Source organism: Methylobacterium sp. NFXW15, from assembly GCF_049887755.1.
Taxonomy (GTDB): domain Bacteria; phylum Pseudomonadota; class Alphaproteobacteria; order Rhizobiales; family Beijerinckiaceae; genus Methylobacterium.
Genome location: NZ_JAGEKG010000003.1, coordinates 288,529 through 313,346, shown reverse-complemented (window position 1 = coordinate 313,346; position 24,818 = coordinate 288,529). Strand labels below are relative to the sequence as shown.

Below are 24,818 nucleotides of genomic sequence, written 5' to 3'. Positions count from 1 at the left end.
AGAACATATAGCGAACAAAGCCTGTCGGCCGATTCGGTTCAAGCCATCGGCGGGCGATCGCCGGAATCGCGGTGGACCTCTGTGGATCGTGGGGAAAATCGCCCGTGCCAACGCGGCTTTACAGGTTCCACTGCGTCGGCCCCGGCGGCGAGGCGTCCTTCGACCTGCGCGGGCGGCGCCTGCCGACCCTGGCGCAGGTGCGCGCCCATGCCGACCGGGTCGCCCTCGCCCTGATGGAATCGGGTGATTCCGACTGGATCCATTGGATCGTCGATGTCCATGACGGCGGAGGCCGCCGTGTGCTCGTCAGGCCCTTCACGCAGGTGAGAATCCGCCCCCCTGCCCCGCCCGGCAGCCCTGACGAAGTGCCTTGAAAGGGGCAGCGAACCGGGGGCCAGTCCTTTTCGTGCCATGATTGCGAGCGCGGACATCCCGTTGTGGAAAAACGAAATTCGCCCCCGGAACCGGCTTGGGCCCCTCCCCGTCGGCCACCATCTCGCCGCAGTTCGGCCGCCGGTGTATCCCCGCCGACACAGTCTTCGGAGGCGACTTCCGCTAATAGTCATCTCGATCGGGACAGACCTCTGGGGAATCCACAGTTATGAAGAAGCTCGTTACCTCGCTGGCGATGTTCACGGCGCTCACCGCCGCCGCCTCCGCCGCCGACCTGCCGCGCCGCGCTCCGCCGCCGGTGTTCACCCCGGTTCCGGTCTTCACCTGGACGGGCTTCTACGCCGGTTTCAACGCCGGTTACGGCTTCGACGCCTCCAACAACTCGGCCCAGACCATCATCGGCGTCTCGCCGGCCAACCGCATCTTCGCGACCGGCAACGTGCTGCAGCCGGGCGTCCTCGCCTTCTCGAACACCTCCGGCAACGAAGGCTTCGTCGGCGGTGGTCAGATCGGCTACAACTACCAGTTCACCCCGGGCTCGGGTGTCGTCGTCGGTATCGAAGCTGACGCCCAGTACGCCGACTTCGGCCGCCAGCGGAACCGCTTCGCTGCCGCCACCGTTCCGGGCGGCGCCATCGTCCCCGGCACCCTCATCTTCAACCCGAACGGCCTGTCGGGCCTCGACTACTTCGGCACCGTCCGTGGTCGCCTCGGCTACGCCTTCGACCGCACCCTCGTGTACGCCACCGGCGGTTTCGCCTACGGCTCGGGCGGCGGCCGTCAGTTCGGCACCGGCGTCGGCCAGAACGACTTCCAGACCGGCTACGCTGTCGGCGGCGGTATCGAATACGCTCTCCCGACCGACTCGTTCCTGAACTTCTTCCGCTCCTCCGCCGTGACGGTGAAGGTCGAAGGCCTGTACGTGAACCTCGACCAGAACCGCCGCACCGCCGGTGCGTTCGCCACCAACAACCTCGGCCAGCTGGTTCAGGTCGGTCAGCCGGGCGTGACCCTGGTTCAGGGCCCGGCCGGTGTGCGCAACAACACCGAGTTCGCCGTCATCCGCGCCGGCGTGAACTACAAGTTCGGCACCTACTAAGATCACAGATCCAAGCGCCGCCCCGATCCTTCGGGGCGGTCGCAACTGGGGCACGGGGTTCATCCCCGTGCCCTTTTTCGTGTTCAGGCCACGGCTTTCGTCTTGAGCGCATTCCGACGAAGTGGATACCGGTTCATCGGACGAAGGCGCATCAAAACACAAAGCGAGAGCCTCCGTCTTTGCGAGCGCAGCGAAGCAAGGATGACTGGGGATTCATCGACGGGAATGGCTCGGCTTGGTCAGTCACCGCTTCAGGTGCCGGATGATTGTCAGCCTATTTGTCTGAGTATAGAACGAGCCGATCCGGGTAGGCCGTCGCCGATGACGGCGCCGGATGGGGGCTCGGCATGCGGGACTGGACAGCGGCGATCCTCGGGGCCTGCGCCCTCCCGGCCGCAGCGGCGGCGGGCGAGGCGACACGCGCTCCCTTCGGCACCCTGCCCGATGGGAGGGTGGTCGAGGAGGTCACCCTCACCAACGGCACCCTCACCGCGCGGATCATCGCCTGGGGCGCAGCATTGCGCAGCCTCGACGTACCGGACCACGATGGGCGTCCGGCCGATGTCGTGCTCGGCTATGCCGATCTCGCCTCCTATCTCGGCAAGTCGAACTATTTCGGCGCGAGCGTCGGCCGCTACGCCAACCGCATTCGGGGCGGTCGCTTCACCCTCGACGGGCGCGACTACACCTTGGCCCGCAACGATGGGCCGAACACGCTGCATGGCGGCACGGAGGGGTTCGACCGTCGGCTCTGGAGCATCGAGGCCGTCGAGGGCGGCGCGACGCCCTCCGTCACGCTCCGCTACGTGAGCCCGGACGGCGAGGAAGGCTTTCCCGGCACCCTGACCGCCACCGTCACCTACACGCTCTCGGCAGCGGACACCCTGCGGATCGAGTATCGGGCGACCACTGACCGGCCGACCCTCGTGAACTTGACGAACCACAGCTACTTCAACCTTGCGGGCGAAGGCTCCGGCCGTTCGATCCTCGACCACCGGATCATGATCCCGGCGGATCGCTACACGCCGGTGGACGAGACCCAGATCCCCACGGGGGAGATCGCACCGGTCGCGGGCACGCCGTTCGATTTCCGTGACGAAGAGCGGATCGGTGCCCGCATCCGCGATGGACGCGCGGTGCAATTGCTGCGCGGGCACGGCTACGACCACAATTACGTGCTCGGCGACGCGCCCTCGGACGAGCCGCGTCTTGCCGCCCGCGTCATGGACCCCGCCTCGGGCCGCGTGCTCGAAGTGGCGAGCACGGCGCCGGGGGTCCAGTTCTATACGGGCAACATGCTCGACGCGACGACGGTCGGGAAATCCGGTCTCGCCTATCGCCAGTCGGACGCCTTCGCCCTGGAGCCCGAGCTGTTCCCCGATACGCCGAACCAGCCTGCCTTCGGCTCGGCCCGGCTCGATCCCGGCGGCGCGTTCCGCAACGTGATCACCTACCGCTTCCCGTCACCCTCAAGCCCGGATCGGACCGCCCGATGACCGACGCCCCCCGCACGCTCCGCTCCCGGGCGTGGTTCGACAATCCCGACAATATCGACATGACGGCGCTCTATCTGGAGCGGTACCTGAATTTCGGCCTCAGCCTGGAAGAGCTGCGCTCCGGCAAGCCGATCATCGGCATCGCACAGACGGGCTCCGATCTGTCGCCGTGCAACCGGCATCACCTCGTCCTGGCCGAGCGCATCCGTGAGGGCATCCGCGAGGCGGGGGGCATCGTGCTGGAATTCCCGGTGCATCCGATCCAGGAAACCGGCAAGCGCCCGACCGCCGGTCTCGATCGCAACCTCGCCTATCTCGGCCTCGTGGAATTGCTGCACGGCTACCCGCTCGACGGCGTGGTGCTTACCACCGGTTGCGACAAGACCACCCCGGCCTGCCTCATGGCAGCAGCGACGGTGAACATCCCGGCCATCGCCCTCTCGGTCGGGCCGATGCTGAACGGCTGGTACAAAGGCCAGCGCACGGGTTCGGGCACCATCGTCTGGCGCGCCCGCGAGATGCTCGCGGCGGGCGAGATCGACCATGACGGCTTCATCAAGCTCGTGACCTCGTCGGCGCCCTCCACCGGGTTCTGCAACACGATGGGCACGGCCACGACCATGAATACCCTGGCCGAGGCGCTGGGCATGATGCTGCCCGGCACCGCCGCCATCCCCGCCCCCTACCGCGACCGGCAGGAGGCCGCCTACCGCACCGGCAAGCGCATCGTGGAGATGGTCGCGGAGGATCTGAAACCGTCCGACATCCTGACCCGCGACGCCTTCCTCAACGCCATCGTGGTGAATTCGGCGATCGGCGGCTCGACCAACGCACCGATCCACCTCGCGGCCATCGCCCGGCATGTCGGGGCCGAACTCGATGTGACCGACTGGCAGACCCACGGGCTCGACGTGCCGCTCCTCGTGAACCTCCAACCGGCGGGCGCTTACCTCGCAGAGGATTACTACCGCGCCGGCAGCCTTCCGGCGGTGGTGGCGCAATTGATGGACAAGGGGCTGATCCGCGAGGACGCCTTGACCGTCAACGGCCGCAGCATCGGCGAGAATTGCCGCGGCGCGACGATCGAGGACGAGGACGTGATCCGCCCCTTCGACACGCCGCTCAAGAAGGCGGCGGGCTTCCTGGTGCTGAAGGGCAACCTGTTCGACGCGGCCATCATGAAGACCAGCGTGATCGGGGAGGAATTCCGCGCCCGTTATCTCTCGAATCCGGACGACCCCGAGGCCTTCGAGGGCCGCGTCGTGGTGTTCGACGGGCCGGAGGATTATCACCACCGCATTGACGACCCGTCGCTGGACATCACGCCGGATACGCTCCTCGTGATGCGGGGCGCGGGGCCCGTGGGCTATCCCGGCGCCGCTGAGGTGGTGAACATGCGCCCGCCCGCGCACCTCATCAGGGCGGGCGTCTTCGCCCTGCCCTGCCTCGGCGACGGGCGGCAATCGGGCACCTCGGCGTCACCGTCGATCCTCAACGCCTCCCCCGAGGCGGCGGCGGGCGGCGGCCTCGCGCTGCTGCGCACGGGCGACCGAGTTCGGATCGACCTCGGCCGGGGCACAGCCGACATGCTGATCCCGGACGAGGAGATCGCGGAGCGCCGCCGGGCGCTGGAAGCGGCGGGCGGCTACGCCTATCCCGCCTCACAGACTCCCTGGCAGGCGATGCAGCGGGCCGTGGTCGGCCAGTTGCACACCGGCGCCATCCTTGAGGGCGCGGAGGCGTTCCAGCGCATCGCCCAGACCAAGGGCCTGCCGCGCGACAACCACTGAGGGACGCTTCCCTCTCCGTCGTCTTTGCGAGCGTCAGCGAAGCAATCCAGGGACACGCCTCATTCGGAAGCGGCCCTCAGCCCTGGATTGCTTCGCTCTGCTCGCAAAGACGGAATGGGTCCGGGGCACCGGGCTACGTCCGCTCACGCCGTCATCGACATCTCGGTGTCGGCGAGGGCAAGGCGGATCAGTTCGGACATCGCCTCTCGTGCCAGGGCCGGGTCCCCGGCGCGGATCGCCTCGTAGAGGACGCGGTGGTCCGGCACGGGATTGCGCGGCAGGGCCCGCAAGCGCTGCTTGTAGAGTGTCGTCCAGCTGATCGCCGCCGCGATGGAACTCGAAAGGGACAGGAGCGGCGCGTTTCGCGTCGCCTCCAGCACGGCGTGGTGGAAGGCTCTATCGGCCGCGCGGCCCTCGGGCGTGGCGAGGCCGTGTCGGGCCATGGCGTCGAGCGCCTGCTCCATCCGCGCGAGGTCGGTCTCGGAGCGGCGCTCGGCGGCGAGCGCGGCGGCGGCGGGCTCCACGATCTGGCGCAGTTCGAACAGGTCGCGGATGAAGGCTTCGCTCGGCTCGGATTCGAAGGTCCAGGCCAGGATGTCGGGGTCGAGAAGGTTCCACCGGCTGCGGTCGCTGACCCGCGTGCCCGTCTTGGGCTTACTCTCCACGAGCCCCTTGGCGCTCAGGATGCGCATGGCCTCGCGATAGGCGGTGCGCGAGATGCCGAGCTGCTCGGAGAACTCGATCTCGCCCGGCAGCACTTCCCCCGGCGCGTGGCGCCCCGCGAGGATCGCGATGCCGAGCGTGCGCGCCACCGAGCCGTGGATCCGCTGCTTGGCCGTGGCCGGGGGATGCTGCCCACCCTCGCCGTCGGTGCCGCGTCCCACCTGCTCCTCCCTTCAGCCCCGTTCCGCACTACCCATCGGTGCGGCCCAAAGCGAGTCCCCGCGTCACGCCGCGCGCATGAGGCCGATCTCGGTGACGACTGCCGCGCTGTAGCGCCTGAGGTCGGTCAGGGCCGTCTCGTAGTCGAGCCCGTCGCGGCAGGCCGCCTCGACCTCCCGGCACAAGCCAGCCAGATCCCCGAAGCCGAGCATGGCGGAGGCGGCGATCATCGCATGCGCATCCTGGGCAAGGCTCTCGCGGAGCCAAGGCCCGGATTCCCGGCCGAATCGGGCGTCGAGTTCGGCGGCGAGGGCCTGGAGCAGGCTCTGCACGCGCTCCTGCCCGACGGTGCTCGCGATGGCATCGAGGGCGGCGGATTCCGGGATGGGCCGGAAGGAAGGAGCAGCCGATCCGGCCGAGATGCAGCGCTCGATCGCATCGAGGAGTTCGACACGAGCGAAGGGTTTCCCCACATGGCCGCCCATCCCGGCCGCGCGGAACTCCGCGACCTGCTGCGGCAACACGTTGGCGGTCAACGCGATGATCGGGATACCGGCCTTGGCGCCGTCGAGGGCGCGGATCGCACGGGTCGCGCTGACACCGTCCATCACCGGCATCTGCACGTCCATCAGCACCACGTCGTAGGCGTTCGTCTCCACCGCCCGAACCGCCGCCGCGCCGTCCGCCACCACGTCGACCACATGCCCCTCGGATTCGAGGATCGCGCGGGCGAGATCTTGGTTCAGGGGCACGTCCTCGGCCAGCAACAGGCGGCGCGAGATGCGCACCCGGTTCTCCACGGCGCTTTGGGTCTGGGCCGGCGCCTCCGCGCGCGGCAGGCAAATGGTGAACGAGAACGAGGCGCCCTTACCCTCGGCGCTCTCGACGCGGATCGCGCCGCCCATCAGTTCCACGAGGCTCTTGCAGATGGACAGGCCGAGACCGGTGCCGTCGTGGGCGCGGCGATAGGAGCCGTCGACCTGGCTGAAGCGGCGGAACAGCCGGTCCTGCTTGTCGGCGGGAATGCCGATGCCGGTGTCGCTCACGCGGAAGTCGAGATCGACGGTGTCGTTTCGCGTGCCCGAGAGCGAGATGGCGAGGTCGACCCGGCCGGAGGGCGTGAACTTGATGGCGTTGTTGAGAAGGTTGAGCAGCACCTGCCGCAGCCGGTCCTCGTCGCCCCGGACCCATGCCGGAATGGCGGGATCGGCAGTTACGGCCAGGGCGAGCCCCTTTGTCTGTGCGAAGCCGCGCACGATCGACAGGGTGTTGTCGATGAGGAGGGAGAGGGCGAAGGGACGCGACGCGATCTGAACCTGCCCGGCCTCGATCTTCGACACGTCGAGCACATCGTTGACGACGGTGAGCAGGGCTGCGCCCGCCGAGCGGATCCGCTCGCCGTATTGGCGGATGCGCCCGGTGACGCCGTTATCCTCCAGCAGCAGGTCGGCATAGCCGATGATGCCGTTGAGCGGCGTGCGGATCTCGTGGCTCATGGAGGCCAGGAATTCCGACTTAGCGCGGCTTCCGGCCTCGGCGAGTTCACGCGCCGCCTCGGCCTCGCGGGTCCGCTCCGCGACCCTTTGGGCGAGGGTGCCGTTGAGCGTGCGCAGGCCCTCCTCGGCGGCGATGCGAGCGGTGTCGTCGCGCACGGTCAGGACCGCACCGATCTGGCCGCCATCCTGGCCACGCAGCGGCTGTGCATTGCCGACGGCGATCACTTCGGCCCCATCCGGCCGCCGGATGCGCCAGCGTGCCTCGCGCACCGTCTCGCCCCTGACCGCACGCGCGAGCGGCAGGTCGTGAGGCGGGTAAGGCTCCCCCTCCTCGGTGAACAGGTGATAGGTATCGCTGTAGGCGTCGGGCTCGACATCGAGCCGCGAGACCCCGTGGATCGCCGCCGCCGCGACGTTGACCAGAGTGATCCGCCCGGCCGCATCGGTGACGATCACCCCCTCGGCCAGCTGGGCAAGGATCGCCGCGCTCGCCGCCGACGTGAAATCGGACCGCGCCTGCATCGCCCTCAGGCGCTCCTCGGCCTCGGCCCAGGTCTGCGCCTGCCCGGATCGGGCCACCTCCTCCGCCGCCACCCGCGCGGAGACGTCGCGCAAGACCGAGACGAAGCCGTTCGGGACCCCGCCGCCGTCATGGACCAGGGAGAAGGCCAGTTCGAGCCAGACCCAATGCCCGTCCCGATGTCTGTAGCGCAGGACGGTGAGCGCGCTGTCCTCGCGTCCGCTCAGCAGCGCGTCGAGGGACCGCGAGAAGGCGGGCATGTCGTCGGCATGGATGAAGTCGCGCGGGGCGGTGCCGACCAGTTCCGCCGGATCGTAACCGAGGATCGGCGTCACCGCGTGTGAGACGTAGCGGCGCGTCGTGTCGAGGTCGCTGAAGACGATGATGTCGCTCGCGTGCTCGGCGATGAGCCGGTAGCGGCTCTCGCTCGGGCGCGTATCCACCGGACCGGCAACCGCGCCCCCCTGGTCCAGGATGGCGCGCAGGGCTGCGTCCGCCGCAGCCACCGCCTCGGCCAAGCGGGTCTGCTCGGTGACGTCGAGGCAGATGCCGTGAATCGCGACGAGCCGTCCCGCCGGATCGCGCTCGTCGATGCCACGCACGCTGACGTAGCGGATTTCCCCGTTGGGGCGGACGATGCGCGAGCGGTGTTCATAGCCGCCGCGGGCCAGGACCCCGCGCCCATTGACGGCGCGCTCGATCCGGCGGCGGACCTCGTCGCGATCCTCCGGATGGTAGAAGCCGCAATGGGTTTCGAGCGGCACCAAGTCGAGGACCGCGTTGCGGCCGAAGATCGTCGCGATGCCCGCCGACCACGACAGGGCTCGCGACGCGACGTCGAGGCGCCAGTACCCGAACGAAGCGGTCTGCTCCGCGATGCGGCGGGCCGCCTGGGCGTGGGCGTTGCGGGTTTCGCTGGCCGCGAGCTTGTCTTCGGCCTCGTCAACACGCAGGGCGACCGTCGCGAGGCGAGCGGCATCGGCGAGGCGGCCCCAGACCTCCGCACCGGGCTCCGGCTGGTCCTCGCCGCCGAGAACGCAGAGAAGGCCGCGCCAGCCGCTATCCGCCGCGCGAAGGGAGACGCAGGCGCAGAAGCCGGGCTCACCCGGCAGGCCGCGCAGCAGCAGGGTGTCCGAGGCGCGGTCGATCTGCGCGGCGAAGGCATCCGACGTGGTCAGGAGCCCGGCGCGGGCGTCCTCGATCTGGCTCCCGCCAGCGACGCGCAGCCCCCCGGGCCCGTCGAGCAAGACAAAGCTGGCCTTCCCCTCCCCGATAGCCCTGGCTACCGCGCAGGCGGAATCGAGAATCGCGCGGTCCACGTTCGAAGGTCTCACGATGCCTGGGGCCGACAAGGGCCCGTTGCAATCTGCCGATGAATCGTGCGCAACTGATAATTGTTTGTTACGGCCCGGTCATCTCGAAGGAGAGATTGGCCGGGCCGTCAACGACTTGTGATCAGGCCAGCCCGAGCTTCTGGGCGAGGCCGATGCGCTGGAGCTTGCCGGTGGCGCCGCGCGGGATCTCATCCAGGATGAGGATGCGGGCCGGGACCTTGAACGCCGCGAGCCGCTCCGAGGCGAAGCCGCGGATCTCCTTCTCCTCGGCCGCGAGGCCCTCGCGCAGCACGATGGCGGCGGCCACCTCCTCGCCGAGTTTGTCGTGCGGCAGGGCGAAGGTCACGCATTGCAGCACGGCCGGGTGGTCGAGCAGGATCTCATCCACCTCGCGCGGGCTGATCTTCTCGCCGCCGCGGTTGATGATTTCCTTCAGGCGGCCGGTGATGGTGAGGTAGCCGTCCTCCGACAGGGTGCCCTGGTCTCCGGTGCGGAACCAACCCTGGCGGGTGAAAGCCTCGGCATTGGCCTTCTCGTTGTTCTCGTAGCCCTTCATCACGTTGGGGCCACGGATGACGATCTCGCCGGTCTCGCCGGTCGGCAGGGGCTCGCCGTCGGAGCCGACCACCGCGATCTCGGGTCCCGCCGCGAGGCCGACCGAGCCGGGGCGGTTCGTCTTCGGGGGCAGCGGGTTGCAGGCCATCTGGTGGGCGGCCTCGGTCATGCCGTAGGCCTCGATGACGGGCGCGCCGAAGGTCTCTTCCAGTTCGCGCAGCACCTGCGGCGGCAGGGAGGCCGACGAGGAGCGGATGAAGCGCAGCGGACTGCCGGCGATGATCTCGCGGTTGCGCGCCGCGCGGCCGAGGATCGCCTGGTGCATGGTCGGCACGCCCGTATACCACGTGGGCTTCACCTCCTCCATCCACGCGAAGAACTTGAGGGCGTTGAAGCCCGGCGTGCAGGAGACCTGCCCCCCTGCCGAGAGCGGCGCCAGAATGCCCGCGATCAGCCCATGGATGTGGAACAGCGGCATGATGTTCAGGCCGCGATCCTCATGCGTGAAGGCGAGGCTCGTGCGGATGTGGCGGGCCGAGGCGCAGACATTGCCCTGGCTGAGCGGCACGATCTTCGGACGAGAGGTGGTGCCGGAGGTGTGCAGCACCAGGGCGACGTCGCCCTCCTGCGCGAGTCCGCCCTCGGAGGCGGGGGCGCTCGCCTCTCCGGCGAAGGACAGGGTGAAGCTGCCCGCGCCCTGATCCGGTGTCGGCTTCAGGCGGGCCACCGCCATCCCGAGCTTCTCGGCGACGGCGACGGCGGGGGATTCGCTGCCCTCCGCCACGACCAGCAGCTTCGCCCGGAGATCGGTGAGATAGAACTCGAACTCATCGGCCTTGTAGGCCGGATTCAGCGGCGCCGAGGTGGTACCCGCCGCGACCGCGATGAAGGCGGCGGCCATTTCGGGCCCGTTCGGCAGCACGATGGCGACCCGCTCGCCACGGCCGATGCCGCGGGCGTTGAGATCGGCCACGGTGCGGTCGGCGAGCGCGCGGAGACCCGCGAAGGTCAGCGGCACGCCGCCGGGGCTCGACAGGGCAGGCGCCTCGTCCGCGCCCGTAGCGATGAGATCACGAAGGGTGGTTGCGGATGCGGCCACGTCGGCCTCCTCGGATGTCGTGTCGTGTGGGAAATGCGTCAGGCGGAGGCGATGGCCAAGCGACCATTCGCCCGCTCCAGGCTTTGCGCCAGGAGCCGCATCAACGCGTAGACGCTGTCGATATGGGGCGTCGCCACCCCGACGAGGCGTCCGAGTTCGATTACCGAGCCGACCAGGGCCTCGAGTTCGATCGGGCGCCCGGCCTCAACGTCCTGCAGCATCGAGGTCTTGTGCGCGCCGACCTTCTCGGCTCCCGCGATGCGCCGGTCGATCCCGACCCGGAAGGTGATGCCGAGCGTGTTCGCGATCTGCTCGGCTTCCTTCATCATCTCGGTGGCGAGTGCCCGCGTGTCGGGGAAGCGGCAGATGTCTTCCAGGGTGGCGTGGGTGAGCGCGGAGATCGGGTTGAAGCTGAGATTGCCCCAAAGCTTCAGCCAGATCTCGGCCCGGATGTCGGAGGTGACCGGCGCCTTGAAGCCCGCCTTGGTCAGACGCTGCGAGATGTCGAGCACGCGCTCGGACTTCGAGCCATCGAGTTCGCCGAGACCGAAGCGGTTGCCCTCGATCACCTTCACCGTTCCCGGATCGGTGAGGACGGCCGCCGGATAGACCACCGAGCCGACGACCCGGCGCGGGTCGAGATGCTGGGCGATGAGACCACCCGGATCGGCGGTCTCGATCTGCGTACCCTCGTATTGCCCGCCATGGCCCCCGGTGAAGTACCACCACGGGATCCCGTTCTGCATCGTCACGACGCTGGTCTCGGGGCCGATCAAGTGGTGCAGGTCGGCGGCGATGGGGCCGACCTGATGCGCCTTCACCGTGAGCAGCACGAGGTCGTGCGGGCCGGCCTCCTGCATGGAGCGCGTCGCCTTCACGTTGCGGGCGTGGACCTCCGTCCCGTCCTCCTCGATCAGCTTGAGGCCGTCGCGGGCGATGGCCTCCGCGTTGGACCGGGCGATGAAGGTGACGTCCTCGCCGGCCTCGGCCAGCTTCACGCCGAGATAGCCGCCGATGGCGCCTGCGCCGACGATCGCGATGCTCATGGGATTGCCGTCTTCTGCACGGGGTTCGGATCACGGGCCGCCCGGAGGCGGCTTTGGCTCAGCTAGAGCGCATTCCGACGAAGGGGATGCCGGTTCGTCGCCGGAATGCGCCTGGTGACAGGGTCCCGGCGCCGCCTCGCTTGTCAGCGGAAACGGCGCCCGGGAGGCTCGCGCCCGTCAGTGGCTGGCGGCCACGAACTTCGCGCGCATCGGCTTCAGCACGAACAGTGCCAGGAAGGCGGCGAGGAACGCCATGCCCGAGGCGACGTAGAACACCATCTGCCAGCTCCCGGTCTGCGTCTGGATCGCCAGGAAGGCGGGCAGGAGCAGGGAGGCCGTGCCCTTGGCGGTGTAGAGCAGGCCCGCATTGGCCGTGGCCTGCTTGTCGCCGTAGGTGTCCGCGCAGGTCGAGGGGAACAGCGAGTAGATCTCGCCCCAGGCGAAGAACACGAGCCCGGTGAGCAGCACGAAGGCGAAGGGGCTGTGCGCGAACAGACCCAGCGCCAGGATGCCGAAACCCTCGATGGCGAAGGCCAGCACCATGGTGTTCTCGCGTCCGATCCGGTCCGAGACCCAGCCGAAGAAGGGCCGCGTGACGCCGTTCAACACCCGGTCGATGGTGAGCGCGAAGGTGAGCGCAGGCAGTGTCAGGCCGAGGATCGAGACCGGCACGCCGTCGACGTGGAAGTCCTTGGCGATCGGCGCGAGCGAGGCGGTCGCCATCAGGCCGCCAGCGGCCATCAGCACGAACATCAGATACATCAGCCAGAAGACCGGCGTGCGCACCATCTCCGACGGGGCGTACTGGCGGCGGGTCACGACGTTCGCGGTCGGGCGCCCGGCGAGCATCCGGTCCTTGTAGCCCGCATCGGGGGCCATCAGCAGCAGCGAGGCCAGCATCACGATGATGCCCTGGCCGATGCCGAAGACGAGGAAGGTGTGCTCGTAGCCGCTGTCCCGGATCATGGCCGCGATCGGCACGACGGTCAGGGCCGAGCCCGCACCGAAGCCCGCCGCCGTGAGCCCGGCCGCGAGGCCGCGCCGGTCCGGGAACCACTTGAGGGCGTTGCCGACGCAGGTGCCGTAGACAGCGCCCGCACCGATGCCACCCACCGCCGCCGCCGCGTAGAGCATGGGCAGCGAGTCGGCATAGGCGTTCATGGTCCAGCCGAGGGCGCACAGGGCGCCGCCGAACAGCGTGACCACCTTCGGACCGTAGCGGTCCACGAACCAGCCCTCGATCGGCACCAGCCACGTCTCGGTCAGGACGAAGATCGTGAAGGCGACCTGGATCGCGGGTTTGCCCCACTGGAACTTGTCGTTGATCGGATTGACGAAGAGCGTCCAGCCGTACTGCATGTTCGCGATCATCGACATGCACAATACGCCGAGGACCAGCTGCCCCCAACGGCCGAGGGCGGGAGCGCGCACTCCGGCTCCTGTAAGGACGACGGGTCCCGGCGTGGGATCTGCGGCTGGCATAGCCATGTAAGGCAGGCTCCTCTGCGTTCTGAATGCTGAGGGCCAAGGTTCTAATCGAGTAAATATTCGATACAATATGCCAATCGAGCAGATGAGCGATTGTAGAGCGGCAAAATATTTTCGGGGCGTTCGGAAAAATTTGAACTGCGCCGCACCATTGGCTGTGTGCGATGCGGCAATCCCGCCCTTGCCCGAAGCAAGGCGGCCTTGCGCGGGGTCGCGTACCACCCGTCCCGGCTTCGGCGCATAAAGCGCCCCAGGGCGGGGCGAGGACGCGAAGAAGGACGCACGCGAGATGAGCGCGCACAGGGTCGAGGATGCGCTGGCGGCCGCCGCGCCGGTGGTGGCGATCGACGGGGCCTCGCCAGTGGTCCCGCCGCCGCAGGCTCGCGCCGAGGCGACGACCTACGGCATCCTCGCGGCGCTCAGCCTGTCGCACCTGCTCAACGACCTGATCCAGTCCCTGGTACCGGCGATGTACCCGCTGCTGAAAAGCAGCTTCGGCCTGGATTTCGGCCAGATCGGCCTCATCACCCTCACCTTCCAGCTGACCTCGTCGCTGCTGCAGCCGGTGGTCGGGTTCTACACCGACAAGCGCCCGAGCCCGTTCTCCCTGACGGTCGGCATGACCTGCTCGCTCCTGGGCATCGTGCTGCTCGCGAATGCGTGGTCCTACGGCGCGCTGCTCGTCGCGGCGGGCCTGGTGGGCATGGGGTCGTCGGTCTTCCACCCGGAATCCTCGCGCATGGCGCGGGCGGCCTCGGGCGGGCGCTACGGGCTGGCGCAATCGGTGTTCCAAGTGGGCGGCAATACCGGCCAGGCCCTCGGTCCCCTGCTCGCGGCGTTCATCGTGGTGCCGAACGGCCAGCACAGCGTGATCTGGTTTTCGCTCGCCGCCCTCGCGGGGATCGGCGTCCTGGCCTGGGTCGGCACGTGGTACCGGGCGCGCCTGGCAGCGGCGAAGCGGATCGCGAAGGCGGTGGTCGCCCGGCAGGGGCTCAGCCATCGGCGGATCGCCGCCACGATCGGCATCCTGATCGTGCTGATCTTCTCGAAGTTCTTCTACATGGCGAGCTTCAGCTCGTACTACACATTCTATCTGATCGACCGCTTCCACGTGTCGGTGCAGACCTCGCAGCTCTGCCTGTTCGTGTTTCTCGGCTCCGTGGCGACCGGCACCCTGGTCGGCGGCCCGGTGGGCGACCGGATCGGCCGCAAGGCGGTGATCTGGGGCTCGATCCTGGGCGTGCTGCCGTTCACCCTCGCTTTGCCCTATGCCAGCCTGCCGGTGACGGTGGCGCTCACCATTCCGATCGGCATGATCCTGGCCTCGGCCATGCCCGCGATCCTCGTCTACGCGCAGGAACTGCTCCCCGGCCGGGTCGGGCTGGTGAGCGGACTGTTCTTCGGCTTCTCGTTCGGGATGGGCGGGCTCGGGGCGGCGGTGCTCGGTGAGGTCGCGGACCATACGAGCATCGGCTTCGTCTACCGCCTCTGCGCCTTCCTGCCCGTCATCGGCCTGCTCGCGGCCTTCCTGCCCCGCATCAGGCCCTCGCGCTGACAGCCCGCGAGCGGGATCAGCCCATCCCCGTCGCCGGAGATGGGCCGATCCGGTGGACGGATCAGGTGCGCCAAGGATGGGCGGGCAATTCCGTCCGGCCGATGGCGCGGGCACCCGCCTCGGCCACCGTGTGGTCGTTCTCGACGGTGGAGCCGGACACGCCGATCGCCCCCGACATGACGCCCTCTTCGTCCACGATCGGGATGCCGCCGGGGAAGGTGATCAGTCCGTCATTCGAATGCTCGATACCGTAGAGCGGGCCGCCGGGCTGCGAGAGCTGGCCGATCTGCCCGGTCATCATGCCGAAGAACACCGAGGTCTTGGCCTTCTTCTGCGAGATGTCGATGGAGCCGACCCAGGCATCGTCCATGCGGTGGAACGCCTTCAGATTACCGCCGGAATCCACCACCGCGATGCACATCTGCGTGCCGAGCTCCTTCGCCTTCGCCTCGGCGGCTCGGATGGCCGTGAGGGCCTGGTCGATGGTCACGTGCATGGCGTTCTCCTCCTCAACTGAGACAAGCGAGGCTATAGGAGCCCTTTGATCGCTTCAACGCAGGCTCGCAGGAGGGCAACTCGGCGAGCTCAACTTACGTTGCTGCAGCGCATAACGAGAAACGAGCGCGGCGTTACGCAAATGTCTGGCCGCAGGCACGCGGCAAGAAGCCTTGGAAGGTGCGCTGCAATACGATGGTTTTGGGCCCCATTCTAAGATTGGCTGTTTACCATCTTCATAAAGCAAGAAGATCGAACGGGATGGGCCGCGCCGCCGCACATTCGAATTCAAAGATGCTGATTACTGAGCTCAATTTTGCGACTTTCATTTCATCAGTTCATGCGGTAGATGTTCTGTATAGCGTAATTCCGTGATTCGGACGGCAGCAGGCGAAGCCCGCACGGGATGCGCATGGGGAGTCACCATCATGTCGAGCCTCGCAGAGGCAGTGCCGGCCGTGACGAACGGCTTTGCCGAACGTCGTGCGATCGCCCGCGCCAACGCGAATTGGTTCCGTAGACTCGCCGTACGCGCCCTGCACGACGGCTGCCCCGGCGCCACACAGCGGGCCGCGAATGCGCGCAAGGCGGCGCGGCTCGTCCTCGCTCAGGCTCGCCGCGAAGCGGTGGTGCAGCGGATGCTGGAAACGACGGCGCAGTTCGCTGTCTGAGCGCGCCTGCGCCGCGCCGCCTGAGATGCCTCAGGCGGCCCTCTGCCAGACGGGGAAGGGATCCGGCAGACCCTTATAGGGCGCCGGATCGAACGGCGCGCGATCGGCGCCCGTCTCCACGAGGCAGGCATCCAGAGCGGAGCGGATCGCCGCCTCGTCCATGCCCGTTCCGATGAAGACGAGTTCCTGGCGGCGGTCGCCCCAGACCTCGCTCCAGACGGTGTGAAGCCGCTCGCGGAACTCGGCCTCCTCCGGCCAGCGCTGGCGTGGCACTGCCGACCACCAGAAGCCCATGGCCGAAACCCGCGCCACCGCTCCGGCCAGCGAGAACTCACCGACCCAGTTCGGGCGCGTCGCCAGCCAGAAATGCCCCTTGGCCCGGATCAGGCCCGGCCAGGTCGCGTCGATGAACGCCTTGAAGCGCCCCGGATCGAAGGGCCGCCGGGCCCGGTAGACGAAGGAGGCGATGCCGTATTCCTCCGTCTCCGGCACGTGCTCGGCCGCGCCGTAGAGTTCCTTGAACCACAGCGGATGACGCTGCGCCTTCTCCTCATCGAACAACCCCGTATCGAGGATGTCGGCGAGGTCGGCCCGGCCGTGATCCGTTTCGACGATCCGCGCATCGCCGTTGAGGCCCCGCACCACCGAGCGCACCAGGGCCAGCCGGTCCGCCGGGACGTCCCGCGCCTTGTTGATCACCACCACGTCCGCGAACTCGATCTGCTCGACCAGCAGATCGACCAGGGTCCGCGTGTCCTCGTCGCCCGCGGTCTCACCGCGCTGGTGGAGGAAGTCGTTGGAGCCGTAATCCTTCAGGAGATTCACGGCATCGACGACCGTGACCATCGTATCGAGCCGGGCGACATCCGCGAGGCAGCGTCCTTCCTCGTCGCGGAATGAAAAGGTCGAGGCGACGGGCAGCGGCTCGGCGATGCCGGTGCCCTCGATCAGGAGGTAATCGAACCGGCCCTCCTCCGAGAGGCGGCGGACCTCCGCCAGGAGGTCGTCACGCAGGGTGCAGCAGATGCAGCCGTTCGTCATTTCCACGAGGCGCTCATCCGTCCGCGAGAGGCCCGCGCCACCGTCGCGCACGAGGTCGGCGTCGATGTTCACCTCGCTCATGTCGTTGACGATCACCGCGACGCGGCGACCGTCACGATTGTTCAGGACATGGTTGAGGAGCGTCGTCTTCCCGGCTCCGAGAAAGCCGGACAGCACGGTGACGGGCAGGCGGGTATCACGGGCGATCATGGGCAACCGGCGACAAGCAGTGGGGTCGGCCAAGATCATAATGTAATAACATTACATCTTCAAGCATTCTCCCAAGCGACGGCGGTGGCCAGCCCACAAACGAATCCGCCCCGGCGGGGGCCGGGGCGGATCCAACTCTCAGGTTTCGGTGTGGGAGGTGTCGCTTACTCGGCGGCGTGCAGGACCGGCGCCGTGGCCGGGGCGACCGGCTTGCCACCCAGAGCGGCGGCGAGCTTGGCCTCGTCGACCTCACCCTCCCAGCGGGCGACGACGATGCAGGCGACCGCGTTGCCGATGAAGTTGGTGAGGGCGCGGCACTCGGACATGAACCGGTCGATGCCGAGGATGAGCGCCATGCCGACCACCGGCACCGAGGGCACCACCGCGAGCGTCGCCGCCAGCGTGATGAAGCCCGAACCCGTGACGCCCGCAGCGCCCTTCGAGGAGAGCATCGCCACGAGGAGCAGCAGAGCCTGCTCGCCGAGCGAGAGCGGGGTGTCCGTCGCCTGGGCAATGAACAGAGCCGCCATCGTCATGTAGATGTTGGTGCCGTCGAGGTTGAACGAGTAGCCGGTGGGAACGACGAGGCCGACGACGGGCTTCGAGCAACCCGCGCGCTCCATCTTCTCCAGCAGGGAGGGCAGCGCCGACTCGGACGACGAGGTGCCGAGAACGAGGAGCAGCTCTTCCTTGATGTAGCGGATGAGGCGGACGATCGAGAAGCCATTGTACCGGGCGACCGCGCCGAGCACGAGGAACACGAAGATCGCGGAGGTCAGGTAGAAGGCGCCGACGAGGTAGGCGAGGTTGGCAAGGGAGGCGATGCCGTACTTGCCGATGGTGAAGGCCATCGCGCCGAAGGCGCCGATGGGGGCGACTTTCATGATGATGTTGACGACGCCGAAGATGGCTTCCGACAGCACCTTGATGATGTCGAGCACCGGCTTGCCGCGCTCGCCCAGGAAGGCCAGCCCGAAGCCGAACAGGATCGAGAAGAACAGGACCTGAAGGATCTCGCCGCCCGCGAAGGCACCGACCGCCGTCGAGGGGATGATGTTCATCAGGAACTCGACGATGCTCTGCTCCTTCGCCTTGCCGGCGTAGGTCGCGATCGCCTTCGGATCGAGGGACTTGGGATCGATGTGCAGGCCGTTGCCCGGCTGGAGCACGTTCGCGACGATGAGGCCGACGATGAGGGCCAGCGTCGAGAAGGTGAGGAAGTAGAGCAGCGCCTTGCCGCCGACCCGGCCGACCTTCTCGAGGTTCGTCATGCCCGCGATGCCGGAGACGACGGTGAGGAAGATCACCGGGGCGATGATCATCTTGACGAGCTTGATGAACGCGTCGCCCAGCGGCTTCATGTCCGCGCCGAGCTGCGGATAGAAGTGGCCGAGCAGGATGCCGATGGCCACGGCCACCAGCACTTGGAAATACAGCGTGCGATAGATCGGCTTGGGCTTGGCCGGCGGGTGAGGCGCGGTAAGGGGGGACGGTACGGCTGCCATCGTGGCATTCCTCCTGTGCGAGAGACGAAGCGCGACGGTTTGGCCGTCGCTCTTGCTTTTGGCCTCGGGGGCGGCAGTCATGCGAGAAAGGCAGGACTGCGATACGCTTGAGGAATGGCAACCGCTGTGCCAGCTTCCGGACAGGTTGAAGGAATTCTTAAACCATTGTGATGTCTGCTCTTTTTTCCCTTTCATCGGCGGCGCGCGAAACCGCCCTTCCGGAATTCCGCACGGGCGGGCCCAAAGTTTTCCGGGGTTCCGCACCGGGAACCTTTCGGTGAGTGCCATCTCCAGACCCGTGCTGAAGGGGGGACAGGGGCGCGTCCTCGCCCTGATCCTCGGCCTCGCGGCGATGGCCCTTGCCGCCTGGATCGCCGGGCGAGCGGCCGAACGCTCCGCGCTCGCCGACCTCGATCGGCAGGCCCGCGCGACGCTCTCGATCCAGTCCGCCGCCCTGCACGCCGAGATGCAGCGCCAGACCTCCCTGCCGCTCGCTCTCGCGTCCGATCCCGAGATCGGCGCCGTCCTGCGCGAGGACGCGCCGCCCGGTCTCGCGGAGCGGCTGAGCACGCGGCTGAAGGAGATCGCGGGCGCGACCGGCGCGGCCGTGATCTACGTGATGCGCCCCGACGGCCTGACCATGGCGGCGAGCAATGCCACCGAGGAGCGCGGCTTCCTCGGGCGCAATTACGGCTTCCGGCCGTATTTCCGGGATGCCTTCGCCAAGGGCTCGGGCTCGCAATTCGCCCTCGGCACGGTGAGCGGACGGCCGGGCTTCTATCTCGCCCGGCGGGTCGGGGACCGGCTCGGCGTCGTGGTGGTGAAGATCGAGTTCGACGGGGTGGAGGCCGCGTGGCGGGCAGCGGGCGAATCCCTGTTCGTCACCGATCCGCGCGGGATCGTGCTGGTGGCGAGCGATCCATCCTGGCGACTTCGGACCCTTCAGCCCCTCGACGACAAGGCCCAGGCCCAGATCCGCGAGGGGCAGGAATTCGGCGACGTGCCGCTCACCGCCCTCCCCCTCCATCCCGCGCAGGACGGCTTGGTGCGCGTCGGCCGTGGCGCCGAGCCCGCGCGGCTCGCCGTGGTGCGCGATGCCCCCGTCGGGGATACGGATTGGCGCATCCACAGCCTGACGCCGATCACCAAGGCGGTGGCGCGGGAGCGGGCTCAGGCTCAGGTGATCGCCGTGCTGGCCACGGGGCTTGCCGGGTTCGGCCTCACGGTCTGGCTCGCCCGCCGCGCCCGGATGCGCAACCGCCTCGCGGAGGCCGCGACGCGGCGCGCCGAACTGGAGGAGCGGGTGGCTGAGCGCACCCGTGCCCTCAGCGCCGCCAACGACAGGCTGCGCGACGAGATGGCCGAGCGAGAGCGGCTCGGCCGCGAACTCGCCCAGGCCGGTCGGCTCGCCGCCCTCGGCCAGTTCGCCGCGAGCATGGCGCACGAGATCAACCAGCCGCTCGCGGCGATCCGCTCCTATGCCGACAACACCGGCAAACTGATGGAGCGCGGGCGGGTGCAGGACGCCGTGGAGAACGTCGCCGCGATCGGTCGTCTCACCGACCGGATCGGCGGTCTCACCCGGCAATTGAAGGGTTTCGCCCGCCGGGCCTCCGGCCGCCGCGAGCCGGTGGAGGTCGCCGCCCTGTTGCGCGGGGCGCTCGAAGTGGCGACCGCCCGGGCCGAGGCGGACGGCACACCGCTGACCGTCTCGCAGGCCCCCGGCCTCGCGGTGATCGGCGATGCCTCCCGGCTGGAGCAGGTGCTGGTGAACCTCGTGCAGAACGCCCTCGATGCGGTCGCCGAACGCCCGAGCCGCCATGTCGCGGTGTCGGTGACCCCGGAGGCCGAGCGCGTCGCCATCGAGGTGCGCGACGACGGGCCGGGCATCCCCGAGGCCGCACGCGGGCAGATCTTCGAACCGTTCTTCACCACCAAGGCGGATGGGCTCGGCCTCGGCCTCGCCATCAGCCGCGGCATCATCGAAGAGTGCGGCGGCACGCTGAGCGTGCGAGACGCCCCCGGCGGCGGCACGGTGTTCCGGGTGGAATTGGTGCCTGCGGGCAAGGCCGAGAGCCGCCCAAGGGAGACGGAGGCGAGCGCATGAGCGGGGATGCAGCGGAGCGCGTCGTCTTCATCGATGACGAGGAGGATGTGCGCCGGGCCAATCGGCAGAGCCTGGAACTCGACGGCTTCGACGTCGAGACCTTCGGGGATGCGGAATCGGCCCTGTCCGCGATCCTCGAGGAAGCGCCGGGCGTGGTGGTGAGCGACGTGCGACTGCCGGGAGCGGATGGGCGCACCCTGCTGGAGCGGCTGCACCGGATCGACCCGGACCTGCCGGTGATCCTCATCACCGGCCATGGGGACATCTCCATGGCGGTGGCCGCGCTCCGGGGCGGGGCGGTGGATTTCCTGGCCAAGCCGTATCCGGCCGACGCCCTGGTCGCCTCCGTGCGCCGGGCGCTGGAGCGGCGCAAGCTCGTGGTGGAGAACCGGCGCCTGCGCGCCAGCCTCGATGCGGCCCTCGACGAGGACCCCGCCTTCCTCGGCGTCTCGCCGGAAATGGTCCGGCTGCGCCGCCTCGTCCGTGACGTGGCGGCGGCGGATGTCGACGTGCTGGTGCTCGGCGAGACCGGCTCCGGCAAGGAAGTGGTGGCCAGCGCCCTGCACCGCTGGAGCCGCCGGGCCGAGCGCAACTTCGTCGCGATGAATTGCGGGGCCTTGCCCGACAGCGTGGTGGAAAGCGAGCTGTTCGGCCACGAGGCGGGCGCCTTCACCGGGGCCCTCAAGCGCCGGATCGGGCGGATCGAGCACGCGCAGGGCGGCACTCTGTTCCTCGACGAGATCGAGAGCATGCCGCTGCCACTTCAGGTGAAGCTGCTGCGCGTTCTGCAGGAGCGGACAGTGGAACCGCTCGGCACCAATGAAGTCCGGCCCATCGACATGCGCGTCGTGGCCGCCACCAAGGTCGATCTCGGCCTGGAAGCCGCCCAGGGCACGTTTCGCGATGACCTCTACCATCGCCTGAACGTCATCACGGTGGCGATCCCCCCGCTGCGCGACCGGCGGGAGGACGTGATGCTGCTGTTCCAGCACTTCCTCGCCAAGGCCGCCACCCGCTTCGGCCGCGAGGCGCCACCGGTCACGCGGGCGGTGCGCGACCATCTTCAGCGCCACGCTTGGCCGGGCAACGTGCGCGAACTCGGCCATTTCGCGGAACGCTGTGCCCTCGGCTTCGCGCCGGAGGACAAGGCGGCCGAGCCCGCACCGACCCCGACCCTGGCCGAACGGGTCGAACGGTTCGAGCGCGACTTGATCCGCGACGAGTTGATCGTCGCAGGCGGGGACGTGCGCCTCGCCGCCGAGGCGCTGGGCGCCCCGCGTAAGACGCTCTACGACAAGATCGCCCGCTACGGCCTGGTGCCGACCGATTACCGCTAGCAAGCGGTGGACGAAGAGATGCGCTTCCGCGGCGGCCCGATCCACGAGCCTGCCGGGCGCTCAGTTCCTACAGGGACCAACGACCGCTTGGCGAATTCCATCGAGCCTTTCGTCAAATCCCCGTCCTTGCGAGCGGAGCGAAGCAATCCAGGGCAACGGGACGCTCCAAAACGTAGCGCTGCTGGATTGCTTCGCTGTCGCTCGCAATGACGATGCGGGTTCTCTCCCAGACTGCTAGCCCGACCAGCCGAGCGCCCGGCTGATCGTCAGGGCGGTGGCGAGCACCTCCTGGGTGAGTTGCTCCATCCGCGCGGCATCCATGTACTGCGCCGTGCTCGACACGCTGAGCCCGGCCACGATGGCGCCCGAGGCGCCGCGAATCGGCGCCGCCACGCAGCGCACCTCCGGCTCGTTCTCTTCGAGGTCGAAGGCGATGCCCCGCTGCGCGTAGTCGCGCATCCGGGTGAGCCACGTGTCGAGTTCCCGCGGCGGGTGCGCCCCTCGCGCCTCGCCGACGCGGTAGAAGTCCCGCCAGCGTGCTTCGTCGAGGTCGAGAATCAGCGCCTTGCCCAGGCCCGTCGACCAGACCGGATGCCGCTCGCCCACCCGCGAGCTGATTTCCACCCGCCGCCGCCCGGGGATCTTGTCGAGATAGAGCGCCCATTCGCCGTCCAGGACGCCCAGGTGGATCGTGTCCTCGCAGGTCTCCGACAGGCGCTCGAGATGCGGCCGGGCGACCTGCGGAATCGCCATCGTTGCCTGCGCGCGGAAGCCGAGTTCCATCAACTTCGGCCCGAGCCGGTAGCCCTCGCGGGGGACGAAGGTGAGAAAGCGCCGCTCCACCAGGGCGGCCGCCAGCCGGTGTGTGGTCGAGCGCGTGGTGCCCAGCGCCGACGAAAGGGCCGGCAGGTCGCTCGCGCCCGCCGCCACCGCATCGAGCACGTCGAGCCCGCGCAGCAAGGTCTGACTGCCGGTGACGGGTTTGGACATTGACGCCGTGCCGTTTCTGCTCTTATCGTCCCACATACGAAAACGCTATCCCAAAATATGGGATTAAGCAACAGCGAGGGAGAGACGCTCCATGAAGCTTCTGCGCTACGGCCCAGCGGGCGAAGAGAAGCCCGGCCTTCTCGACGGGGAGGGCCGCATCCGCGACCTGTCCGGCCACCTGTCCGACATCGATGGGCGCTGCCTTGGCGCCGAAGGGCTGGCCAAGCTCGCTGCGCTGGCGCCGGAGAGCCTGCCGCTGGTCGAGGGTGAGCCCCGTCTCGGCGTGCCGGTGGCGGGGATCGGCAAGTTCATCGCCATCGGCCTGAACTATGCCGACCACGCTGCCGAATCGAACCTGCCGATTCCCTCCGAGCCGGTGGTGTTCACCAAGGCGATCTCGTCGCTGCACGGCCCGAACGATCCCGTGATGCTGCCGAAGGATTCCGTGAAGGGCGATTGGGAGGTCGAGCTCGGCATCGTGATCGGCCGCCGCGCGAGCTACGTCGAGGAGACGGACGCGCTGGCGCATGTCGCGGGCTACTGCCTCGTCAACGATGTGAGTGAGCGCGAATACCAGATCGAGCGCGGCGGCACCTGGGACAAAGGCAAGGGTTGCGACACGTTCGGGCCGGTCGGCCCTTGGCTCGTCACCGCCGACGAGGTGGGCGATCCGCAGGCGCTGGACCTCTGGCTCGACGTGAACGGCAAGCGGATGCAGACCGGGAACACCCGGACGATGATCTTCACCTGCGCGCACATCGTCAGCTACCTCAGCCGCTTCATGACCCTGATGCCGGGCGACGTGATCACCACCGGCACGCCACCCGGCGTCGGCATGGGCATGAAGCCCCAGCCGGTCTACCTGAAGCCCGGCGACGTGATGACGCTCGGCATCGAGAAGCTCGGGCAGCAGCGCCAGGACGTGCTCGCCTGGCAGCGTCGGGAGGCCTGAGCCATGGCGATCGCGAACCGCTTCGAGGGCCGCCGGGCCATCGTCACCGGGGGCGCGGCCGGGATCGGCCTCGCCGTCGCCAAGCGCCTGACGGACGAGGGCGCCCGGGTGAGCCTGTGGGACATGAACGCCGGGGCCCTGGCCTCGGCGCAGGACGCGATCGGCGCCGCCGACGTGCAGGCCCTCGACATCACCGACGCCGAGGCCGTGGGCCGGGCGATGGCGGGGAGCCTCGCCACCCTCGGCGGGCTCGACGTGATGGTGTGCAGCGCCGGGATCACCGGGCCGAACGGACCCGTGAAGGACTATTCCGCGGAGGCGTGGCGCCGGGTCATCGACGTGAACCTGACCGGCCTGTTCTACTGCAACCAAGCGGCGGTCCCCGCCATGGAGCAGGGCGGCTATGGCCGCATCGTCAACGTCGCCTCCATCGCGGGCAAGGAGGGCAACCCCAACGCCTCCGCCTACTCGGCCTCCAAGGCGGGGGTGATCGGCTTCACCAAGTCGCTCGGCAAGGAACTCGCCGGGACCGGGATCCGCGTGAACTGCGTGACCCCGGCGGCGGTGCGCACGGCGATCTTCGACCAGATGACGCAGGCGCATATCGACTTCATGCTGTCGAAGATCCCCGTCGGCCGGTTCGGGGCCATCGAGGAGGTATCCTCGCTGATCTGCTGGCTCGCGAGCGAGGAAGCCTCGTTCTCCACCGGGGCGGTCTTCGACGTCTCCGGCGGCCGCGCGACCTACTGAGCGGGGG

General features: G+C 68.6%; 19 protein-coding genes. 10 read left to right on the top strand and 9 right to left on the bottom strand.

What is annotated here, in order from left to right:
- The first annotated feature begins 104 nt into the window (after nt 1-104).
- The 4 genes from J4O73_RS08630 (at nt 105) to J4O73_RS08615 (ending at nt 4,778) form a co-directional block, all read left to right on the top strand.
- The gene (locus tag J4O73_RS08630; RefSeq protein WP_426216435.1) at nt 105-374 is read left to right on the top strand and encodes a DUF6894 family protein; all 270 of its coding nucleotides are present in this window, start codon (nt 105-107) and stop codon (nt 372-374) included.
- Between the two features lie 227 nt (nt 375-601).
- Complete coding sequence (locus J4O73_RS08625) at nt 602-1,492, top strand: outer membrane protein (RefSeq protein ID WP_426216434.1); 891 nt, start codon at nt 602-604, stop codon at nt 1,490-1,492.
- A gap of 347 nt (nt 1,493-1,839) precedes the next feature.
- Entirely contained in the window at nt 1,840-2,988 is a 1,149-nt protein-coding gene (locus tag J4O73_RS08620; protein ID WP_426216433.1) for an aldose epimerase family protein, read from the top strand.
- Nucleotides 2,985-4,778 (top strand): IlvD/Edd family dehydratase, encoded by a 1,794-nt coding sequence (locus tag J4O73_RS08615; protein WP_426216432.1) that lies wholly within the window; start codon nt 2,985-2,987, stop codon nt 4,776-4,778. The genes J4O73_RS08620 and J4O73_RS08615 overlap by 4 nt, the downstream gene beginning before the upstream one ends.
- 143 nt (nt 4,779-4,921) lie before the next feature.
- Here the strand turns inward: J4O73_RS08615 and J4O73_RS08610 are convergent, their stop codons facing one another.
- The 5 genes from J4O73_RS08610 to oxlT all read right to left on the bottom strand — a co-directional run bounded on the left by J4O73_RS08610 (nt 4,922) and on the right by oxlT (nt 13,198).
- On the bottom strand, nt 4,922-5,662 hold the full coding sequence (locus tag J4O73_RS08610) for a FadR/GntR family transcriptional regulator (RefSeq protein WP_426216431.1): 741 nt from the start codon (nt 5,660-5,662) through the stop codon (nt 4,922-4,924).
- A 63-nt stretch (nt 5,663-5,725) separates the two neighbouring features.
- Complete coding sequence (locus J4O73_RS08605; RefSeq protein WP_426216430.1) at nt 5,726-8,995, bottom strand: PAS domain S-box protein; 3,270 nt, start codon at nt 8,993-8,995, stop codon at nt 5,726-5,728.
- A gap of 136 nt (nt 8,996-9,131) precedes the next feature.
- Nucleotides 9,132-10,664, bottom strand: a complete 1,533-nt coding sequence (locus J4O73_RS08600; RefSeq protein ID WP_426216429.1) for an acyl--CoA ligase — start codon at nt 10,662-10,664, stop codon at nt 9,132-9,134.
- A gap of 38 nt (nt 10,665-10,702) precedes the next feature.
- Nucleotides 10,703-11,710 carry a 2-dehydropantoate 2-reductase gene (locus tag J4O73_RS08595; protein WP_426216428.1) on the bottom strand — a complete coding sequence of 336 codons (1,008 nt, stop codon included), beginning with the start codon at nt 11,708-11,710 and terminating at the stop codon, nt 10,703-10,705.
- Nucleotides 11,711-11,887: 177 nt separating this feature from the next.
- Nucleotides 11,888-13,198, bottom strand: coding sequence for an oxalate/formate MFS antiporter (oxlT, locus tag J4O73_RS08590; protein WP_426216427.1), 1,311 nt, complete (start codon nt 13,196-13,198; stop codon nt 11,888-11,890).
- 289 nt (nt 13,199-13,487) lie between these two features.
- On the opposite strand from oxlT, the gene J4O73_RS08585 reads away from it, so the two are divergent.
- On the top strand, nt 13,488-14,753 hold the full coding sequence (locus J4O73_RS08585; protein WP_426216426.1) for an MFS transporter: 1,266 nt from the start codon (nt 13,488-13,490) through the stop codon (nt 14,751-14,753).
- Nucleotides 14,754-14,814: 61 nt separating this feature from the next.
- Here J4O73_RS08585 and J4O73_RS08580 read toward each other — a convergent pair whose 3' ends face one another.
- Nucleotides 14,815-15,249 carry a GlcG/HbpS family heme-binding protein gene (locus tag J4O73_RS08580; RefSeq protein ID WP_426216425.1) on the bottom strand — a complete coding sequence of 145 codons (435 nt, stop codon included), beginning with the start codon at nt 15,247-15,249 and terminating at the stop codon, nt 14,815-14,817.
- 427 nt (nt 15,250-15,676) lie between these two features.
- Between J4O73_RS08580 and J4O73_RS08575 the strand changes: the two genes are divergently transcribed.
- Nucleotides 15,677-15,919, top strand: a complete 243-nt coding sequence (locus J4O73_RS08575) for a hypothetical protein (RefSeq protein ID WP_378967464.1) — start codon at nt 15,677-15,679, stop codon at nt 15,917-15,919.
- Nucleotides 15,920-15,949: 30 nt separating this feature from the next.
- On the opposite strand, the gene zigA is transcribed toward J4O73_RS08575, so the two are convergent.
- Both zigA and J4O73_RS08565 read right to left on the bottom strand, forming a co-directional pair.
- The gene (gene zigA, locus J4O73_RS08570) at nt 15,950-17,170 is read right to left on the bottom strand and encodes a zinc metallochaperone GTPase ZigA (protein ID WP_426216424.1); all 1,221 of its coding nucleotides are present in this window, start codon (nt 17,168-17,170) and stop codon (nt 15,950-15,952) included.
- Nucleotides 17,171-17,334: 164 nt separating this feature from the next.
- On the bottom strand, nt 17,335-18,675 hold the full coding sequence (locus J4O73_RS08565) for a dicarboxylate/amino acid:cation symporter (protein WP_426216423.1): 1,341 nt from the start codon (nt 18,673-18,675) through the stop codon (nt 17,335-17,337).
- 277 nt (nt 18,676-18,952) lie between these two features.
- Between J4O73_RS08565 and J4O73_RS08560 the strand changes: the two genes are divergently transcribed.
- Together J4O73_RS08560 and J4O73_RS08555 are read left to right on the top strand one after the other, a co-directional pair.
- Nucleotides 18,953-20,782, top strand: a complete 1,830-nt coding sequence (locus J4O73_RS08560) for a sensor histidine kinase (protein ID WP_426216422.1) — start codon at nt 18,953-18,955, stop codon at nt 20,780-20,782.
- The gene (locus J4O73_RS08555) at nt 20,779-22,119 is read left to right on the top strand and encodes a sigma-54-dependent transcriptional regulator (protein WP_426216421.1); all 1,341 of its coding nucleotides are present in this window, start codon (nt 20,779-20,781) and stop codon (nt 22,117-22,119) included. Before J4O73_RS08560 ends, J4O73_RS08555 begins: the two co-directional genes overlap by 4 nt.
- Before the next feature lie 234 nt (nt 22,120-22,353).
- Here the strand turns inward: J4O73_RS08555 and J4O73_RS08550 are convergent, their stop codons facing one another.
- Nucleotides 22,354-23,109, bottom strand: a complete 756-nt coding sequence (locus tag J4O73_RS08550; protein ID WP_426216420.1) for an IclR family transcriptional regulator — start codon at nt 23,107-23,109, stop codon at nt 22,354-22,356.
- Nucleotides 23,110-23,200: 91 nt separating this feature from the next.
- Between J4O73_RS08550 and J4O73_RS08545 the strand changes: the two genes are divergently transcribed.
- Together J4O73_RS08545 and J4O73_RS08540 are read left to right on the top strand one after the other, a co-directional pair.
- Nucleotides 23,201-24,061: a fumarylacetoacetate hydrolase family protein gene (locus tag J4O73_RS08545; protein WP_426216419.1), complete on the top strand. Its 861-nt coding sequence runs from the start codon at nt 23,201-23,203 to the stop codon at nt 24,059-24,061.
- Nucleotides 24,062-24,064: 3 nt separating this feature from the next.
- On the top strand, nt 24,065-24,811 hold the full coding sequence (locus tag J4O73_RS08540) for an SDR family oxidoreductase (RefSeq protein WP_426216418.1): 747 nt from the start codon (nt 24,065-24,067) through the stop codon (nt 24,809-24,811).
- Nucleotides 24,812-24,818 lie beyond the last annotated feature (7 nt).

Bases quoted from the DNA above. Each gene is read 5' to 3' on its own strand.
- J4O73_RS08595 (WP_426216428.1), bottom strand. From the start codon at position 11,710: ATGAGCATCGCGATCGTCGGCGCAGGCGCCATCGGCGGCTATCTCGGC.
- J4O73_RS08615 (WP_426216432.1), top strand. From the start codon at position 2,985: ATGACCGACGCCCCCCGCACGCTCCGCTCCCGGGCGTGGTTCGACAAT.
- J4O73_RS08585 (WP_426216426.1), top strand. From the start codon at position 13,488: ATGAGCGCGCACAGGGTCGAGGATGCGCTGGCGGCCGCCGCGCCGGTG.
- zigA (WP_426216424.1), bottom strand. From the start codon at position 17,170: ATGATCGCCCGTGATACCCGCCTGCCCGTCACCGTGCTGTCCGGCTTT.
- J4O73_RS08550 (WP_426216420.1), bottom strand. From the start codon at position 23,109: ATGTCCAAACCCGTCACCGGCAGTCAGACCTTGCTGCGCGGGCTCGAC.
- J4O73_RS08580 (WP_426216425.1), bottom strand. From the start codon at position 15,249: ATGCACGTGACCATCGACCAGGCCCTCACGGCCATCCGAGCCGCCGAG.
- J4O73_RS08625 (WP_426216434.1), top strand. From the start codon at position 602: ATGAAGAAGCTCGTTACCTCGCTGGCGATGTTCACGGCGCTCACCGCC.
- oxlT (WP_426216427.1), bottom strand. From the start codon at position 13,198: ATGGCTATGCCAGCCGCAGATCCCACGCCGGGACCCGTCGTCCTTACA.
- J4O73_RS08545 (WP_426216419.1), top strand. From the start codon at position 23,201: ATGAAGCTTCTGCGCTACGGCCCAGCGGGCGAAGAGAAGCCCGGCCTT.
- J4O73_RS08565 (WP_426216423.1), bottom strand. From the start codon at position 18,675: ATGGCAGCCGTACCGTCCCCCCTTACCGCGCCTCACCCGCCGGCCAAG.
- J4O73_RS08540 (WP_426216418.1), top strand. From the start codon at position 24,065: ATGGCGATCGCGAACCGCTTCGAGGGCCGCCGGGCCATCGTCACCGGG.
- J4O73_RS08555 (WP_426216421.1), top strand. From the start codon at position 20,779: ATGAGCGGGGATGCAGCGGAGCGCGTCGTCTTCATCGATGACGAGGAG.
- J4O73_RS08575 (WP_378967464.1), top strand. From the start codon at position 15,677: ATGTCGAGCCTCGCAGAGGCAGTGCCGGCCGTGACGAACGGCTTTGCC.
- J4O73_RS08620 (WP_426216433.1), top strand. From the start codon at position 1,840: ATGCGGGACTGGACAGCGGCGATCCTCGGGGCCTGCGCCCTCCCGGCC.